The 17,363-nt window shown below is 56.8% G+C and carries 9 protein-coding genes; 6 read left to right on the top strand and 3 right to left on the bottom strand.

What is annotated here, in order from left to right:
• Nucleotides 1-38: 38 nt before the first annotated feature.
• From E4L98_RS31385 to E4L98_RS20040, 3 genes are read right to left on the bottom strand one after another with little or no spacing between them, the layout of a single operon-like run.
• Nucleotides 39-5,444, bottom strand: a complete 5,406-nt coding sequence (locus E4L98_RS31385) for an FtsK/SpoIIIE domain-containing protein (RefSeq protein WP_135203308.1) — start codon at nucleotides 5,442-5,444, stop codon at nucleotides 39-41.
• Complete coding sequence (locus tag E4L98_RS20035) at nucleotides 5,438-6,991, bottom strand: hypothetical protein (RefSeq protein ID WP_135203309.1); 1,554 nt, start codon at nucleotides 6,989-6,991, stop codon at nucleotides 5,438-5,440. The genes E4L98_RS31385 and E4L98_RS20035 overlap by 7 nt, the downstream gene beginning before the upstream one ends.
• Nucleotides 6,988-8,790 carry a hypothetical protein gene (locus tag E4L98_RS20040; RefSeq protein ID WP_135203310.1) on the bottom strand — a complete coding sequence of 601 codons (1,803 nt, stop codon included), beginning with the start codon at nucleotides 8,788-8,790 and terminating at the stop codon, nucleotides 6,988-6,990. Before E4L98_RS20040 ends, E4L98_RS20035 begins: the two co-directional genes overlap by 4 nt.
• A 382-nt stretch (nucleotides 8,791-9,172) precedes the next feature.
• Between E4L98_RS20040 and E4L98_RS20045 the strand changes: the two genes are divergently transcribed.
• From E4L98_RS20045 to E4L98_RS20070, 6 genes are all read left to right on the top strand, one after another.
• Nucleotides 9,173-10,252: a helix-turn-helix domain-containing protein gene (locus tag E4L98_RS20045; RefSeq protein ID WP_135203311.1), complete on the top strand. Its 1,080-nt coding sequence runs from the start codon at nucleotides 9,173-9,175 to the stop codon at nucleotides 10,250-10,252.
• Nucleotides 10,249-10,791 carry a hypothetical protein gene (locus tag E4L98_RS20050; protein ID WP_135203312.1) on the top strand — a complete coding sequence of 181 codons (543 nt, stop codon included), beginning with the start codon at nucleotides 10,249-10,251 and terminating at the stop codon, nucleotides 10,789-10,791. Before E4L98_RS20045 ends, E4L98_RS20050 begins: the two co-directional genes overlap by 4 nt.
• Nucleotides 10,792-10,801: 10 nt before the next feature.
• The gene (locus E4L98_RS20055; RefSeq protein ID WP_135203313.1) at nucleotides 10,802-11,242 is read left to right on the top strand and encodes a hypothetical protein; all 441 of its coding nucleotides are present in this window, start codon (nucleotides 10,802-10,804) and stop codon (nucleotides 11,240-11,242) included.
• A gap of 3 nt (nucleotides 11,243-11,245) precedes the next feature.
• Entirely contained in the window at nucleotides 11,246-14,674 is a 3,429-nt protein-coding gene (locus E4L98_RS20060) for a DEAD/DEAH box helicase (protein WP_135203314.1), read from the top strand.
• A gap of 635 nt (nucleotides 14,675-15,309) precedes the next feature.
• On the top strand, nucleotides 15,310-15,648 hold the full coding sequence (locus E4L98_RS20065; protein WP_135203315.1) for a CzcE family metal-binding protein: 339 nt from the start codon (nucleotides 15,310-15,312) through the stop codon (nucleotides 15,646-15,648).
• Between the two features lie 104 nt (nucleotides 15,649-15,752).
• On the top strand, nucleotides 15,753-17,363 hold a 1,611-nt coding region (locus E4L98_RS20070; RefSeq protein ID WP_135203316.1), incomplete at its 3' end, for a diguanylate cyclase domain-containing protein.

The following is a 17,363-nucleotide window of genomic DNA, read 5'->3' on the forward strand; positions in this document are numbered from 1 at the left end:
GCGGTCCTTATGCCACATGGCACTCACCATTATCGTGTTCATATTTGCTCCTCCGCGATTGCGGCGACGGCCGCCTCAATATCTTGATCCGACAGGAATGGAGCTTGAGCAAACACGAGACCTTGCTCGCCGTTCAGTTTGGCGGCCATGTGACCGCGGCCCAACAGCAATTCAGCTCCAGGACGGTCGAGTGCAATCTTAGAGGTAGCCTCACTGGAGACTTTTAAGATAAGCCGGTTGCCTAAGTTTTCTCGAAGCTGCATGGGCATAACATCCTTATCTGGACGTTGTGCTGCAAATATAAGGTGAATTCCAGCCGCTCGGGCTTTAACGCCAAGGCGCTGGACAGCTGCGCCTACCTTGGCTTTATAGGCATCGTCGAGCATCCAATCAGCAAATTCGTCGTGAACCAGAAATACCATCGGCAGACGCTCTTCTGCTGAGATCTTTGAGTTGTATGTCGGCAAATCGCGCGCCCTGGCCTTTGCAAAAGCACGGTATCGATCCTCCATTTCTTGAACGAGCGCTTCGAGCACCTCTCCAGCTTTGTCTTTTGTTGTGACGATTTCATCTCGCATGTGCGGCAAATCGGCTAAAGGGGCATAGTCCACACCCATCTTAGGGTCGATCAATATGATTTGCGCTAGATCTTTCGAGTTTGTAGCGGCGATATCCAAAAGCAGCGCCTGAATTAGCACTGATTTTCCGCTGCCAGTTGCGCCGGCCACCAGTGAATGTGGTTCGTGAGATGAAAGCCCGCCAAACTCCGCTCCGAGGTTTAGATACAGAAGTGCGCCGTTGATCTCTTGGACACCCAGGAGGAAGGAGGTATTGATACCCGCAACGTTGCGGTTAATCTCGCGGCGTGACCAAAGCTCCCAGAGTGAAACGGCCTGGCGTTTGGAACTTGCCACGGTCACGACGATCTCACCAGGCTTGGGCTGTACGGTAACAAGATTGATCGCATGTGTGGTCAGAAGTTGGGTGCGTTTGTTCTCAATGTCCTCAACGCGCAGTCGGTCGGAACCGGCCAAGCGCACTAAGCACCCATTGGGCGTCAAACGCGTGCCGAGAACGACCGCCTGCATGCCATAACTATTAAGCGCCGCTTTGAGTCTCTTTGTTACATCTTGCGCCCACTCTTCCCGTTCTACATCGGCCTCAGCGCCGCCCGCGAACTTAGCGGAGACCAGTCTGGAGAGTGATGTACCGAGATTGATGCACGTGACGGGAGCAACCCGAGCGGGAGGCTGATCCTGAGTTTGGGGAAAATGATCCCGGTCCAGCGCTCTGTCTTCGGCCACTGGTTCCAGACCACTTGACGAATCTAGCATATCGGAACTAGCAATCGTTGGCGTTCCATCTGCTATTACTTCTGCAGGACCATTCGCGAGTTGGCTTATGGCGGCAAGCCATGGCACTCGTGGAGCGGGCTTTCTGAAACTGTGCCCCGACCATGGCTGATGAGAACCTAACCCGGCACGGGCTTCGAATCCATCATGTCCTTTGGCGTAAGCCTCGGCAAGTTTTCGTAGGTCAGGCCTGTCAAAAACCTCTTGCCAGGCCTGAACACCATCAGCCTCCTCGAGGAGCTCTTGATCAGAATTGGAGGAGGAGCCGGCATCTGAGGTATGAACAAAGATCTGAGAGTAGCCTCTCAGGGAAATTTCAACATTACCGTCACGGATCTTTGTTCTTGCCCGTTCCATGAGTCCCGTCATACCCGGTGGGACATCTGCATCGATAAGCATGTCGGCTAACCGCGCAAGCCAGATGTCTCGGTCAAGCCGGCCGGGATCGCCGAAGAGTGCCTCACGGAACATGCTCAACGTCGCCAAGAGTTGATCCTTGGAGTCGCGGCGAGCCTTTGCAAGACCGTCGGCACTCACGTACTTTGATTCAACGATTGAAATGACAACGCAGACGCCTTCGTCTCGCTCTGCGACATTGAGAGAGAGGATGTCGGCAATGCGACTCTCGGGTTGAGAGAGCCAGCTCGCATAGTCATCAAGTAAGAAATAGGCAGTTAAGACGGGGCCTCCACCTGCTGCGGCCTTAAATTCCTCGGCGAGCATATGGCGGCTTAGCACCAGGCCTATCATTTCGCCTGCAGAGATCCCTCGCTTTGCCGCACGAAGTACGATGTCACCTGAAACAGAGAGGGCGTCTCGTTTAGCCTTGTCGACCGTCGCCACAATTGCATCGGCATCAAGTTGCAAGTTCAGCTCTTCTAGGCGTCGGCGCACCAGGACGCCGAGTAGGCGTAGTTCGGACGTCGAGCTAACGATCATATTACGACCATTGGTTGACCCGCGACGATAGCGTACGACAGTGATGTTATTGTGCTGCAGCTGACGTTTATCGAGTAGCTCGTCGTAAGTAGCCACCCATTCGGCTAAATCGTGTGCGTCCTTGATCATTCCTGCTAAAGCGGGGCTTTGTAGCGAAATGCGACGGGCCGGCAGGTATCGTTCGTCTGGCAACGCATCTGTCTGACGACAGACGGCTGCTACTGCTGATACATAGGCCCAACCCGAAGCAGTCTGCCAAGGGCACGTTAGGAATGTGGTCGATTTAAGCTCGTTTTCGCCAGAGACGCTGCGATAAGACCAGCGCGACGGGGCATGCTCCAAATTCGGGCGGTCGTTCGTCCAGGGAACAGGTAGCCATTCTGATTGAGCGGCGCGTGCTACCACGTCATGGAGGAAGGCAACATCAAAGGCCTTGAATCCATGTGCGCTTTCGGCCGGTGTTGAAGAAATCGGGGTTACTGAAATGCGGAGCTTCGAGATAAAGTTATCGCTCGTTTCGCTGACGGCCGGTAGATTCGGGTCATCCCCAGCCTTGTTGACCAATTCGCCGTAGACGCTGCGTAGCTTCGCTGGATCGGAATGCCGAACCGAAACGCTGCACTGGAGCTTCCCATCTTCTTGGATGGAGGAGAGTTCTCGTACAGTTGACAGCGGGAGTTCGGCGGCATCAGCGTTGTATAGCACGACGCTAAGGTTGGCCGCCTCATGTGGTTGGAGCCCGACATAGCGCTCCAACAGCTCGCGCGCTTGCTTTGCGGCGGCACCTGGGTCGACATCCGTCATCGCATCGTCGGTGCCTCTGGTTGGCGACTCCAACAGGCTATATCCGTTGACTGAGCTGCTTTCGGAAACCAGCATTGGTGCGCCGGCGCGATTAAGAATAGCAATCTCAGGGTAGAAAGGGTGAGCAATTTCGTCAGACAGCTCACGCATGAAAATTTCGCGATCACCGTAAAGAATGCTTCCGCTCGTGAGCAAGTGCGTGGCGAAACCAGCCACACGACGCGATTTTACCGCCAACGCCTTCATGCGCTCGGGGTGCCAAGGGGGGACAATCACGGCTGGATTATCACCAGCTACGCGTGCGGTGCCAACTGAAAGAATCTCGGAGACCAGGCGCGAACGGCACACATCTCCCCGGGCGTGGATCATCAAAGTATTCAGCAGAGCGCCGAAAGAGTCGGATTGCCGCATGACAGCTTCTCCGTGCAAGCCGGTTGCGACAAAATCTTCCAATGCCTTGATATAGTCCTCTTCGAATTTATCCCATGTCAGTCTGATTTCGTCGCGCTGCTGCGAAGTCAAACGACCTTCGTCGGCAAGCTCTTTAATTCGTGACTTTATCTCGTGACGTAGGCTTCTCAGCTTGTTGGCGGCAGGAACCAAGGAGCCGGCATCAGTCGAATAGGTTGCCTCCAGGGTTCCCGTGTCGAGCAAGGATACGTTTTGGATGCCCCCTTTTTTACTTACGAGCCTCCGGGGGACTTCAGTACAGCCAACTGCTCCTTTTTCCAGAAGGCGGCGCATGTCTGCAACCATCGAAAGGCCAATCGATGTGGGCTTGTAGCTCCAAAGGAGCTGAGTCTTCGCTAGTTTCGATTCCACACCACCTGAAATCTGTAGAAGTTCTACATCAAACTTGATTTGCATCGCTTGCCTAGAAAGCGAGCTTTGAATCTTTAGCTTCTTGTTGCGGCTTGTAGCAATCTCCTTTTCTTTCGCAAAATACCGTTCGAAGTCAAACAGGGGGTCGGGTAAGTCGGTCGTGGTCATTCGAGTGACCTTCCAGTCGACCTTCGCGCCCATGAGCTCTTTCAAGCCACGATACATGGCAGAAAAGAAGGAGCCAGCGTCGTAGTTAAAGCGCTCCCGCCATTCTTTTCGTCCTTTGTTGACAGTGAAGCGTAAGATACGTTCGCCATCATTGCCAGCGAGTCCTGCATGCAGGCTGTTGACAACGCGAGCAAAGCCATCAAAGAAATCGCTGCACTCAATAGGCTTACCATAAAGAGCCTTCTCCCATCGGGCGCAAAGCTTGGCATCTTGCTCAAGCATTCGGCGATGTTTGACAAAAAACTCTTCATCATCTTCGTTGAAATCAGAACGCCGCTCGCGGGATTTCAAGTCCTCCAATAGTCTTCTGCCTTCTGCCTCGAGGGAATTCTCCTGATCGCAGTCATGGTCAAAGAAGCGCAACGTTGACTCTGCTAGGCCGAGCTGTTTGTCCTTCGGCTTGTCAAAGGCTAGGTAAACGCCATCTCCTTCCCATTCAAATTGGGCGAGATTTGCAGCTGCTTCAAAGTCTCCGGCGGGAGCGGCCGAGAAAGCCTCAAGGGCTTGGCGCGCCCCTTCGGATATGTCCGCAGCGTTGGCCTCAATCCGCTCCATCAGCTCGTCGGGGTCAAGCGGCTGGCCGTTTTGCCGAAGTTTCTTGAGAAGGGGCGCGCGTTGAGTGAAGAGCTTAGCGAATGCCTTCTGCCAAGGCTTACGGGTCGCCGCAAAAGTTTTAGCGTTAGAGAAGAAAGAGCTGTCCCTAGGAAGACCTGCTCTTGGCAGTGCAAAACCTATAGCATCGCGGATCGGAAGGCCTCGAGTGGAGATTGCTTCAACGATGTCACCACAAAACTCGCTGAGCTGAATGAGCGAAAGGTCAGAGGAGGTAAGCAAGCCGCCGAGCGCGGCGAGGAAAACTGCGCGGTCGTCTGGTACTGGCGAAAGTCCTCCGGCATATAAGGTCGCTTCAACCCAAGGTTCGGGATCGGCCCGCATCTCTTTGGCCCCGATAGCCATGACGTGTCCAAGCGTGTCGGCAAGATTGTGTTCGTTGCCATTCGCTGTGAGGATCGACGTTTTAGACGTTTCTGCATTGTTCCGAACATACCCGGCGTTATGGGAGATCAGAATCTCTGATGGGAGGCCTTGACCTTGGACTAGGGCCTCCGGAATCATCAGGTCCACCCGGGATATTAAGTTCGGATTGGCAAGAATCGCCCGAGCGATAGCTGCGATCTGGCTAGACGATAGTTTGTCGAGTCGGAAAAGCGCTGTGGAATCGTCAGCTTGCCCTGGATTAGAAATTCGCTTGGCGAGAATGTCTGCGCCGACACGTCCGATGATGCGATCTGTCAGCATGCCGACTCTCCCTTAAACGCGAATGGGTTTTCTACAAATGAACAGGAGTCGGAAAGTCTACGGACAAGACCAAGACCAACGAGACGCGCCTCGAGATTGTTCCGATTTTCGCTAAGCTCTTCTTGATCCACTAATTTGGCATCAACCAAACGTGCGCCTTCGGCGTCGCCAAGCACCAAGCTATAGCGGCGCTTGGCTTCGGCCAGGAATTCGTCGAACTGCATGCGATCTTCCACTATCGCAACCACAATCGATTTCAGAAGGCGGTCGTTCGGCGCATAACGTGTACGACGTGACATTCGGCGCGAGCTAAGCCCGATTGCGCGCGACCATGACGCATGTATCTTTCCAACGTGTTGCTCGTGACGTGTAAGTGCGAACTCTGTCAGGTCCGCGACTAGATCATCTGGGCTCTTTCCAGAGTAATCTTCGTCATCGCCCCCATCGGCCGGTGGCCACTGGAAGTGTTCTCGCATAAGCTTAACTCGCTCTGCATCTGGGAATTCGCCTGACGCTGCCGTCTTCCAACGGTCATCCTGTCGTATTGCCTCGACATGGGCCCGCACCGCCTTCGCAGGGAGCCCTTGATTGAGTTGGTAGCTGTCTCCAGAGAGAGCGCGAACCTTGGTACGTTCTTTAGAGACAATTTCGCAGACGATTTCCACAGGTTCGTCGTCACCAGCTATCCGCTTGGCTCGCTCAAGAAAATAGAGCAGCATGTTTAAGCCTGAGATGGCGATCAGATGCTCTAGGGCGTCATAGACTGGCATATCTTTGGCCAAGATTGATAGCCAATCTTCGCAGATTTGATCGAAGCGCGCGTTGGAGACCTCAGGCAGATAGCCAGAGGGTCGGGGATCATCTGCGAGCTGAGGGGCGCCTTGAAGCGCACGGGCAAGCCTGTTCATTGGCGCATCGCGATCAAAGAGACGCTTAGCCAAAACGTCGCCAAGCTCCGTCCCTCGTTCGGCGCGGGTGAGCATCAGGTAGAGCAGCTCGCCTGTGCGTGCAAAAAAGCGCCGGTCATTGCTCATCTTGCCCCGCGAGTCGAACTCTAGGTCTTCGTAGAGTGCATCGGGGCCAAATGGGAAGACGAATTTCGAGCTCCATCGTTTGTTACTACGAGACTCAAATGAAGAGGAGCGCAAAAGTTCGATAGCCCTGGCGAAGTCGTCGAAACTGGAGAACGATTGCCGAAGGTAGGCCATGTCGTCGTCCCCATTTCCGGTTTTGCCTTGATCGAATTTCTCAAACCACTGCCGCCATTTTTCCTCGTCGGGCAGTGCGCTTTCCGAGATATTCTCGACATACGGGTTGTTGAATAGGAGGCCGCGGAGACGGATTTGCCTTTGTGGCTGAAACTTGACAGCGGCCCCAAACCCTTCTTGAGGACGGAGCGGTTTGGCGAGATTTGAACCGAGCACGCCTAAGAATTCTAGGACGGTCAGGTGCGGCAGCTGTTCGTCGTAGAGACGATGCCCCCAAATGTTCTCGTCGACGCAAAAGTCGACACTCTTGATCACGGGGCGCTTTATGATTTCGCTCATACAGGCGCCCTCACGGTTACAGGGCGGGCAAAGCCACGTCCCCCCGGTTCGATATCGATGAAGTTCAGCGTCAGTGCGGACGATGCCCCCCCCGCCTCGTCATCGTCGCCGGCAAATCCCGCCTTGCGGACGATTTCGGCTTTCCGTAAAAGCTTGGCTTTAAACGCAAGCAGGTCTTCGAAGCATTCGTTAGAGAAGCTTGCCGGTAATGCGCCTTCAGCGACACGAGCAAGGAACTCATGTCTGATCGGGGTTAGATCAAACGCGACCGAATTCCCTGGGCCCGGCGACAGCGATACATCGAGCTGCGGACGGCCTGTCTCCTCGTCGAGTTTGATGGCCATACCAATTCCACCTTGCCGACGCGACGGCGTTTCATGGTCGCAGAGGACACTCACGCGGCTTTGGGTGAATCCGCCGGAACTGGCGATGAAGATGCGATCAACGTTTTCTAATAGCAGTCCTGTCATCACGCGGTTGAGTCCCTTTGCGATACGCCCACGAACGACTTCGCTGACGGGCTTCTTCGCTCGCAGCGATTCGATAATGTCGAGGTAGTCCCCCGCGAATCGGAAGACCGTCATTGACCAGCGAGGGTAGCCTGATTCAGCATCAGGGGTCGTGAAATAAAGACGTCGACGCTGAGCTTCAAGCATTTCCAGAAACTCTGTGGGGCCGCTTTCTAAGCGGCTACCCTCATATCCTTCAAGGTACGCATCTTGGGCGGCATAGAAGTTTGCCGTCGCGCCGTACACAGGATCGCAGCCCACTAGGCGCACAAAGTCGGCCTGTAGTCTCGAGTCGTCTTTGCCGTAAACCAGCAGCCCGTCGACTGAATTTGTTGTCTCCTCGCCGACTCCAAAGCTGGCCATCGCTTTGAATACGGGGCGATCAGCAGCTCGGCGTTTGGGTAGATTGGCGCCAAAAGCGTTGGCATAGACACTGGCTTTGCTTATATGTCCAATCTCTTGAATCCTCGCGATGTCAGCGCAAGTCATCAGATTCTCTTTTACTTCTTTTGCGTCGGAGTAGCCCAGTACCATGTTCGCACATAGGGCCAGCAAGTCGCGAATTGGAAGATGCAGTCCGTTGAGCCGGGCGATCTCAACCAGGTCGCCTAAACGGCGCGTGAGCTGTCCCCCGTCGGACTCTCCGAGCAGCCGAAGGCGATTCTCATTTATGGGGCATGTCTTTCCGTCGGAGTTTAACGAGCAGCGATTGCAGTTATCCCATTCGGAGTGATTAGCTACCGCTTTGGCAACCTCGTCCAGAGTCTTGCGGCTGGTGGTACGACTGAGGTCAAATACCGCTAGTCGGTCTGGCGCTGGGCCGGCCTGCAAGAACTTCTCTTGTAGTGGCTTACGCAGTGGATGAGCTCGGTTCTGGCGCTTACCTAAATCTCGTAGTCGGTCCAATAACTGGCCATGATTTGCGGCCAGGATCACTACTTCCGAGTCGTCAGCGCCAAGCACAGAGCGTTCGAGGCGCTCGAGGGGCTGGTCACTTTCCTGCCCGTTAAATTCAGAAAGGTCCTTGATAAATACCGCCAAGCGTCCATCGGAGAGGAGCAATTCTTTTACGTTACCTTTTGCCGCCCAGACCTTTGGATCACCACCGATATGCTTCCAGAGGGCGCGGCAATGATAAGTCTTACCATCTCCAGCAGTCCCTGCGATTAGCATCGAACCGGGGGTCCTAGCTTCAAGATGGTCAATCATCGCACCTAGTAATGGTGTCGACAGCGCGAGCGGCTGCACACGTGCGCGCCCCAAAGCACCAGCCACGTACTCGTCGAACATAGTGAGATTGTTTGACGTAGGGCCGTAACTCCGCAGAAAGCGCACCCACACACTGGATGGGGGGAGCAAATTTTCACGCGAAGGCGAGCTATTTTCCATTTTATTCCCTTAGACGCGACGCTAATTCCAGGTTCCCGGACGATGACTCATTCTTATTCGGCGCCCTTAGGATCAACTGGAGATAATCTGAAGGCTCTTGAGACGGTCGCTTGGAAACATTTGTACTTCTCGCAAGTATCATATCATGTGATGCCTAAGGGTAAAAACTTGTCACAATGAACTCGTGACGCTTCGGCACTTTTTTGGTAACAAGGAATTATATGTTGCAAGTAACCAACTGATCCATTAGAATTCTTTTACCAAATTCACAACATGAATTCTAGTGATTCATATCAAAAAAACGATTAGGTTGCTGCTGCCTTTTCAGCGCTACAGCCTGAGGGTGTCGCATCGTCTATTGGATAGTCTGGGTGGTGTATCTCGCTTTCTGATGCGCGCGCTGGATAAACAACTGTCACTTGAGCAGCTTGCGGAGGTGACTGGTTTGTCGCCGCGAATATTGGTGCAACAGTTGCGTTTCCTTGAACAGCATGGCTTTGTGGCCACAGCCGGCGAAGGCGGGGCGCCAACGTTGGCGCAACGCGGAGCGCGCATGGTTGAGGTGGAGAACATGCTGCGCGGGTTCGAGCCGGAGGTGTGGCTCGATTCGTTTACGCTGCACCGGAAGGATATCCATCTGCTGCTCACACCCCAACCCGAGTTGCTGCTGCACGTGCCCGACGAAGCCGACTTCGGCGATGCGTCCATTCTGCGACTGCCGGAAAGAAAGTACAGTTATCGGCATTTCGATGAAGCGGGTCGACTGCGCAGGCTGATGGAGCGGGACGTACTCGGGGCCGTCCTCGAATATCACTGGCCCGAGGCCGCCGCTCTGATTGGTGAAGAGATGGAGCATTGGGAATATACCCTGCAAGGCCAAGGAGATGATGGCGCAAGGCGATATCTGCCAGTCGCGTATGCACCGGACGAGTTCCGTCTGCGGCCACACGGCGGTAACGCCGATGAGCGTGTATCGCTGCCGCTGCTGCTGCTACCTGTATTAGGATTGACTCACCGCTATACTCGTGCCGAGGGCTTTCCGTGGAAGGTGCCGGTGCCGCCAGCGACAACGCTATATCTGGAGAGGTTGAGCTACGAAACGCTGCCGGGATTTGTGCCCGCAGACCCCGCAAATGCCACGAATGGCGTGGCTATGCCCGCTTCGGCCTGCGTGGACGGTCCCTTGCCCGAACAGTTGCAAGGGGTGGTTACGCCGCCTGGGCTGTCGGCGGTGCTTAGCGTTAGCTTGCATCATAGCTTATGCCATATGGACCACCTCGAACTAAGTCGGCAGATGCAGAAGTATCACGACATCCGTCTGTTCTCGTCCAACTATCGCCATAATGAAACGGAGCCTGCATGATCGCCGTCGATATCTTTGCCGACATGTACGGACTGGACGACACGCAACGCGAGCGCAGTCACCGCGTCGCGGGCGCGTCGAAGTCACTGTTCATGATGGCGCGCTCTGGGGCGTCAGCCGCCAGTCCGATGATTTTTGTTGATGCCGCCTTGGCCACGCTGGACGCAGTAGGTGCCTACGCGCGTTATCGCCAAGCCAAAGAGGTTACCGCGCAACTGAATGCGGAAGCCGACAAGCTAGGTGCTTTGCTGGGGGAGTTGCACAAACAACTGAAGGTGAAGGCGGCTGTGGCCGAAGTGCAGTTCACCCAGGCGCTGCACTCACTACGCCTTCGCTTGCAGCAGCAAACGCTTGAAATTGAACTGAGCCAAGAACGCTTCAGCAGCTTTTCCCGTCAGGTTAAGTTATTGGGACAGGCCATCGCTAAGCAACGGCTCAATGCCGCGCCTAATTGCTTGCCATTGTTGCAGCTCGAAGCCGCCTATTATCAACTGGTTGATGCGCAGTTGCAGACCGCGCTGGACCTGATCAAGGAATGAGGGATTGATCATGAAAAAACCTACGCCAAAAAATACTCCGCGAGCCAAGGACGGAGATGGAAAGATCCCGGCCCAGGTGCTAAGCAAGATGCTCGACGTCGGTAAGGGCGCTCTGTCAACCGGCGACAGCATTGTGGGGTTGTTCAAGGAAAAAGAGCGCACCAAGCAGGTATTGGCCGAAGCCGCCGGCAGGGTCGCGGAAGCGCAGGAGGTCACTAAGCAGACGGTTGTTAATGCCGGCGTCCAGATCACTGACATCCATCGCGCGCATCACGAAAACGTCATGAGGCACGAACAGGAGATGGCGAAGCTGCAGGGGCAGCGGGAAGACGCCCGTGTACGCAATCGCGCCAGCGAGCGCCTGCTAGACAAGCTTTTGGACGAACCGGGCAACAAGGAAATTCTGGCCGAAGAGTACCGCGCAACGATCACCAGCGACAAGAAGCCCTGACCAATGGTGCCATTTTTTATTGCCGGTGCGGTGGTGCTGGGGGCTACCGCGCTAGCGTGGCTGCTTGACGAGGAAACCAAAGAAGAACGCAGCCTGCATGATGGGTTGCGCCGTCGCAACGCCGATTTGCGCAGCCAGTTATATGCCGCGCCGGGCGAGAGCGCAAAGGCGCTAGCGGCACGGCGCAGGCAAGCTGCGCTGACGCTAGCGACGAACCAGCGCGCATACTGCGATGGCTACCGGCGCAGACTGGAGGAGCCTGCGCAGGAATTCCGCACGCTAGCTTCCGCGCTGCAGGCAGATTTGGCTGACAGCTCGATCAGTCCTTTCCGCCGCAACGCGCTGCGCCTGCTGCAGGCGCGCCTTGAAGATACGCGCAACCGGCTCGAAGCCTACCAGCGTTATTGCGACTGGTATGTCGAGCAACTGGACCGGATGCTGGCCCGCGACCGCTACGACAGCATCTTGTCGTTCCCCGATCCGCAGTCACGCTTGCCGGAAAACTGGTACTACAACGGCAAAGTCGCACTAGCATCCGTCGCCGAGTTGACCGGCATGCTCAACAGCTATGGACAGGTCTTGGAGCTCCAGACGGAGCGGCTCGGCGAACAGCAATACAGCGACGCCAGGCAGCGAGCACTGATGCTGCAGTATCCGGATCAGGAAGCAATACCGGTGCAGATGAAAGGGGGGAAGAATCCTCGTTACTTCAAGGGCTGTATATTGCGCGGCGCGCTGCATGTCGAGCACATTCTCGAGAAGCTGCCGTGCAGCGCTTTTGTCGAGCGTCCCGTCTCCGGCAAGAACGGCGACGGCTATATCGTGCGTTGCTACCCTAGCTTCTATCCCGTCGATAAGCAGCAAAGTCTAAGCGGTGGCATCGTCGCCTTCCTGCCTCGCGCGGAGGCCAGTTTCCCCGGCAAGCGCTACAACGCGGGCGAGCGGTTGCAGGTGTATCCGCATTATTTTGATTTGCTGCTGAGTGCCGACGCAGTGACTGTAACTGAGCAGGTTGAGTCGCTGGAGCTGGGGGGCGGCAGCGCCGCCCCGGTTTTCCTGCATGTGGACGGCTCCGAGCACGACCTGCATCCCTTGCTGCAGGAGCACGATGCGGTCTGGCAATTGCGGGCCTACATGGATACCGAAGGCGGGGGATTGGTTACCCTGCAGTTCGGCGCGTGGCAGATTGCTGCCGAGGTTTGTGAAAAGGACAATCAGCTGCGTGTGACAAGCCTGAATCGCACGGGCGTCGACAGTGTGCAGCTGGATCAGTTGCCTTTTTCGATGCGGCTGATCAGCGCCGAGCTGAGAGACAGCGTGTTTTGCGATGGACTGCAGTTCCACAAGTTCCTGCAGTTCTGTCGGCAGCAGTCGTTGTTTGGCGGAGACGAGGCGGCAAGGAAGGCCTCCGGAAAATTTTTCGAACGCTGGAATAAGGTCACGGAATTTCTGATTGACGAGGAAGGCTACCGCAGCTTTTCCCTATCGCCGCAAGCGGAGCCAGCAGAATACGAGTGGGACTGTGCGTGTCCGGTCCATCTGCGCGACATATTGCAGGATTTGCTCGACGATGCACAGTCGCCACCGCGCTTATATCTGGAAGAGTGCTACGCCAACCGCAGCGGAGAACGTCGCTGGCTGCAGATCGGCGAGCTGGAGGGGTTACCGGAAGCGCTGGGCGGTGGCGTATTCCGTCTGTCGCACAAAGGCATCATGCGGCCGACGCCAGAGCAGGGTTATCAGTCGGTGGCGCCGGCTCAGGTCCGGCTACGCTTCCCGAACGGGGGCGACCTCGCCAATCTCGGGCGACAGAAGCGAGCGTTGCAGGGTTTCATGGGCGGACGGTCGTTGAACCGCACTTTGCAGCAATTGTTGCTGATGCCGCAGCGTTACGTCCCTGAACCCGACCCCTACTGGACCGCGCGCATTGCCAAAGGCCTGCAATGGCAAAATTCCAACTGGGCCGATCCGGTGAAGGCGACGACCGCCAAGCGGGTGGTGGAACAGGCATTAGCCGAGAGTAATCTGTATTTGATTCAGGGGCCGCCGGGAACCGGCAAGACGACCTGTATCGTCGAGTTGCTGCATCAGATATTTAAGGCCCAGCCCGATACGCGTGTGTTGGTGGTTTCGCAGCAAAATACGGCAGTGGACAATGCACTGGACCGCTTCCTGGAACGGTATCCAGACGCTGTCGGCAACGTGCTTCGCATCGCCAATAAGACTGCCAGAGTGCAATCCAACCTGCAGCATGTGACAACCGAGGCTATTCTCAAAGATTACCTGGAGGACCGGCGCGAGGATGAACGTCTCTCCCGCGCGGACATGCCTGCCCGCGCGGAATGGATACATGCATGGATAGACGCTGTGTATCGTCCTCAAAACCGCGAGCCGTTCGACGCTGAGTTGAGCGAACTGTTGGTCGGCGGTTATACGCTGGTCGGCGCGACCTGCGTTGGTCTAGCGTCGCGCCGCCACGGGATGGATAGATTGACGTTTGACATCTGTATTATTGACGAGGGTGGTCGTTCGACAGTACCTGAGTTGTTGATACCTCTGATGCGGAGCCGCAAGGCGATCATCATCGGTGACCACTACCAGCTGCCTCCGAGCATAGCTAGTCGGCTGCAAGAGCCTGACGCTAAAGAACATTTACCATTCTTGGAGCAGACTTTCCTCAAAACCAGTTTCTTTGAGCATCTTTACGAGAACCTGCCGCCCCTTTGCCGAGGGCGGCTGGTCGAACAATACCGCATGGTCGAGCCCATCGGCGATCTGGTGGCAGACTTGTTTTACAGCCAAGGCGGAGAGCGCGGCCTGTTCAACGGGAAGCAGCATGACCGAGGGGAGTTTTTAGATCAGGTGCATACGCTACGCTGGATTAACGTCGAAGCGGGAATTCAGGAAAAGGAGAATGGCGTTGGTCCAAGTTTGTTCAACCGCGGCGAAGCGCAAGCCCTCGTGGATTTTCTTTTGTCGGCGGCACGCAAGCTGAGCCACCGCAAAAAAAACATAGGCAACGCTTCTCTGCGCAAAACGGTGGCTGTGATCACCCCCTATGGCGCGCAGAAACGCTTGATCAAGGACATGCTGGCCAAGCATGCCTCAATCGAACAGATGATGCAGGTAGACGTCGATACGGTCGATAGTTTTCAAGGAAGTGAAGCCGATATCGTGTTGTACTCAACCGTGCGCACTCAGGGCAATATCAGCTTCCTGTTAGATCGTCAGCGTCTCAATGTGGCTTGCTCGAGGGCGCGTGAAAATCTGGTGTTTTTCGGTGCCACAAGATTTCTGCGCGAGCGCGAGGCACGCAGCAAGAAGTTCTTGTTCAGCACCATAATGGAACGCGCAAAATACGACCATGGACCGTCTACGATTTCGGGAAAGCCACAGGCGCGTCATGCGCAAATAGCGCGCAAGCGCGCCTGAGCTGGATGGCCAGGGTACACACCAAATCCACAAGCACTAAGGTTCTAAATTGGGGCGTGAGGTAAGTTGACATCACGCTTACGTTATCCGTACCGGCGCGTCTATGATAAGAAGTTCTCTGGGAAAATCTTGGGAAAAATTACTCCTGAATTTCTTCCCAACTCTTCTCGTCGTTGCCTAACTTCTTCATTGGGAATATGATGGCGATTCAAGGAGTTACCACTGAAGTAAGCCTGTTCTCGCGTTCCCATCGCTGGCCTCCGAAGCCAAGGGTCGTGGGTTCGATCCCTGCCAGCCGCGCCAAATTCCCTTTTGAAATCATTTGCTTATGTCAACCGGCAGGGTGATCTGGCGCCTGCCCGGCGCCCGGCGCGCGCTGGCGCCACGCCGGCATGCCCACCGTCACCGGCCGCCGCTCATGCCGGAACGGCATGAAAGTTTTTTGTGGCTATTTTGACTTGCATCAAAATAGCCATAAAAATTCCGGCGGCAGGCGAGCGCCGTTTGTCAGATTTTTGTAATGCGGCCGTCATGCTCCGGTCAGCGGCGGATTTCTATACTGGCCTCATCGATGCAGCACAAACGATGAGCAGTAAAACCAACCGAAACCGTCACTTACCTCGAGGAGCCTTACCATGTCGATCATCAAACGCGCCACCCTTGCCGCCGCTTTTTCCGGCCTGACCTCCCTGCTGACGGCGTCCGCCCACGCCGCGCCCACCGCCGCCGACTACGGCAATCAGGTCGCCGACGGCAACGCCATGCGCACCATCGTCGTGAATGCCGACACCAAATATGTCAACGTCGCCAACGGCGAAACCGTGCAGTTCGACGTCAACGGCCAGCGTTTCACCTGGCACTTCGATACCCTGCACGATGCCACCTCGCTGGACCTCGGCAAGATCGCGCCGGCCGGCGTCATGGCCGGCCAGGTGCGCGCCTACGTCGCCGCCAATCCGCTGTACCGCGGCTGAGCGGGGCCGATGCCGGCAATGCCGCATGTGTTGCCTGTATCAAAAATCCCGGTTTTTCATAAGTGCCTATAATGGCTGGCACCGGACCCACATCGGGAGTGGACATGCGGTTTTTCCTGAGCTTCAAATCCAAGGTCACGGCGCTGGTGATTGCGCTGGTGCTGGTGGCCGGCCTGGGCGCGGGCGGGATTTCGCTGCTGGTGGTGGAATCCGTGCTGCGGCCCGACATCGCGCGCCAGGAACTGGCGCTGCTGACCAGCGCGGCCGTGTTCATCGATAGCGATCTGCAAGACAAGCGCCAGTTGCTGAAGTCGATGGCCGAGGAACTGCACACCCGCAATCTGATGCTCAACGAACTGCAGGCGCTGCTGGAGTCCCACGAAACCCTGCGCGATGAATTTTTCAACGTCAACGCCTTCGACCTGCACGGCAACCTGGTGGCGAGTCTGCGCGACCGCAACACCAGCCGCATCAACATCGCCGAGCGGCCGTATTTCCGCGATACGCTACGGCTGAAGGAAAGCGTGATTTCCGCGCCGTTCAAGAGCATGCTGTCGGGCCGCCCGGTGGTGGTGCTGACCCAGCCGATTGTCGACGCCGACGGCCGCATCACCGGCATCCTGCTGGGCGCGATCGACCTACTGCGGCCCTCGTTCTCGGCCCAGCTGGACGCGTTGCGCGGCAACGCCGACGGCTATCTGTTCATCGTCACCGACGACGGCGTCACGGTGCACCATCCCGACCGCGCGCGCATCCTGGAAAAGGGCGATGACGGCCCCGGCACCGTGCTGGAAGCGGCACTGCGCGGTGAGGAAGGCTGGCAGGAAGGCTTGCTGGACGAAGGCAAGCCGGTGCTGCTGGTGCACAAGCGGCTGCACGAGGTGGGCTGGACCATTGCATTGTCGTATCCGCTGCAGAGCGCCTTCGCGCCCATGCAGAGCGTGCGCGTGCGTGCCTTCGTCGGCGCGACGGTGCTGATGCTGCTGGCCGGCCTGTTCGGCTGGTCCATCGTGGAAAAGCTGCTACGTCCGCTGTACCGCCTGCACAGTCACGTCGAAGACATCAGCGCCGGCCGCGCCGACATTGCCGTGTTCGACGTCGACCGCGCCGACGAGTTCGGCCACCTGAGCCGGGCGTTCTATGCGCTGTCGCAGCGGCGCGCGACGGCCGAGCAGGAACTGCACCGGCTGGCCACCACCGATGTCCTGACCGGCCTGAACAACCGCCGCATGTTCGACGCCTTCCTGCCCAAGGCGCTGGCGCGCGCCGCGCGTTGCGGCCAGCAGGTCGGCCTGGCCATCCTCGACATCGACCACTTCAAGGACATCAACGACACCCTCGGCCATGCCGGCGGCGACCAGGTGCTGGTCGAATTCGCGCGCCGCCTGACGCACGCGGTGCGCAGCACCGACACCGTGGCGCGCCTGGCCGGCGACGAGTTCGTGATCGTGTTCGAGCAGCTGTCGTCCACCACCGAAGTCGATGTGCTGGGCCGCAAGATCATGGAGGCGATGGAGGCGCCGTTCGTGATCGGCGGCGTCGAGCGTCAGGTCAGCACCAGCGTCGGCATCGCCCTGACCACCACGCCCGACATCGACAGCGAAGTGGTGATGCGCGCCGCCGACCAGGCGCTGTACGGCGTCAAGGCGGCCGGCCGCAACGGCTATGCGGTCAACCAGGTCGGCATCGAGCGCGTCGTGCGCGTGCAGGCGGCG

The organism is Duganella callida (assembly GCF_004614165.1).
GTDB lineage: Bacteria > Pseudomonadota > Gammaproteobacteria > Burkholderiales > Burkholderiaceae_D > Rugamonas > Rugamonas callida.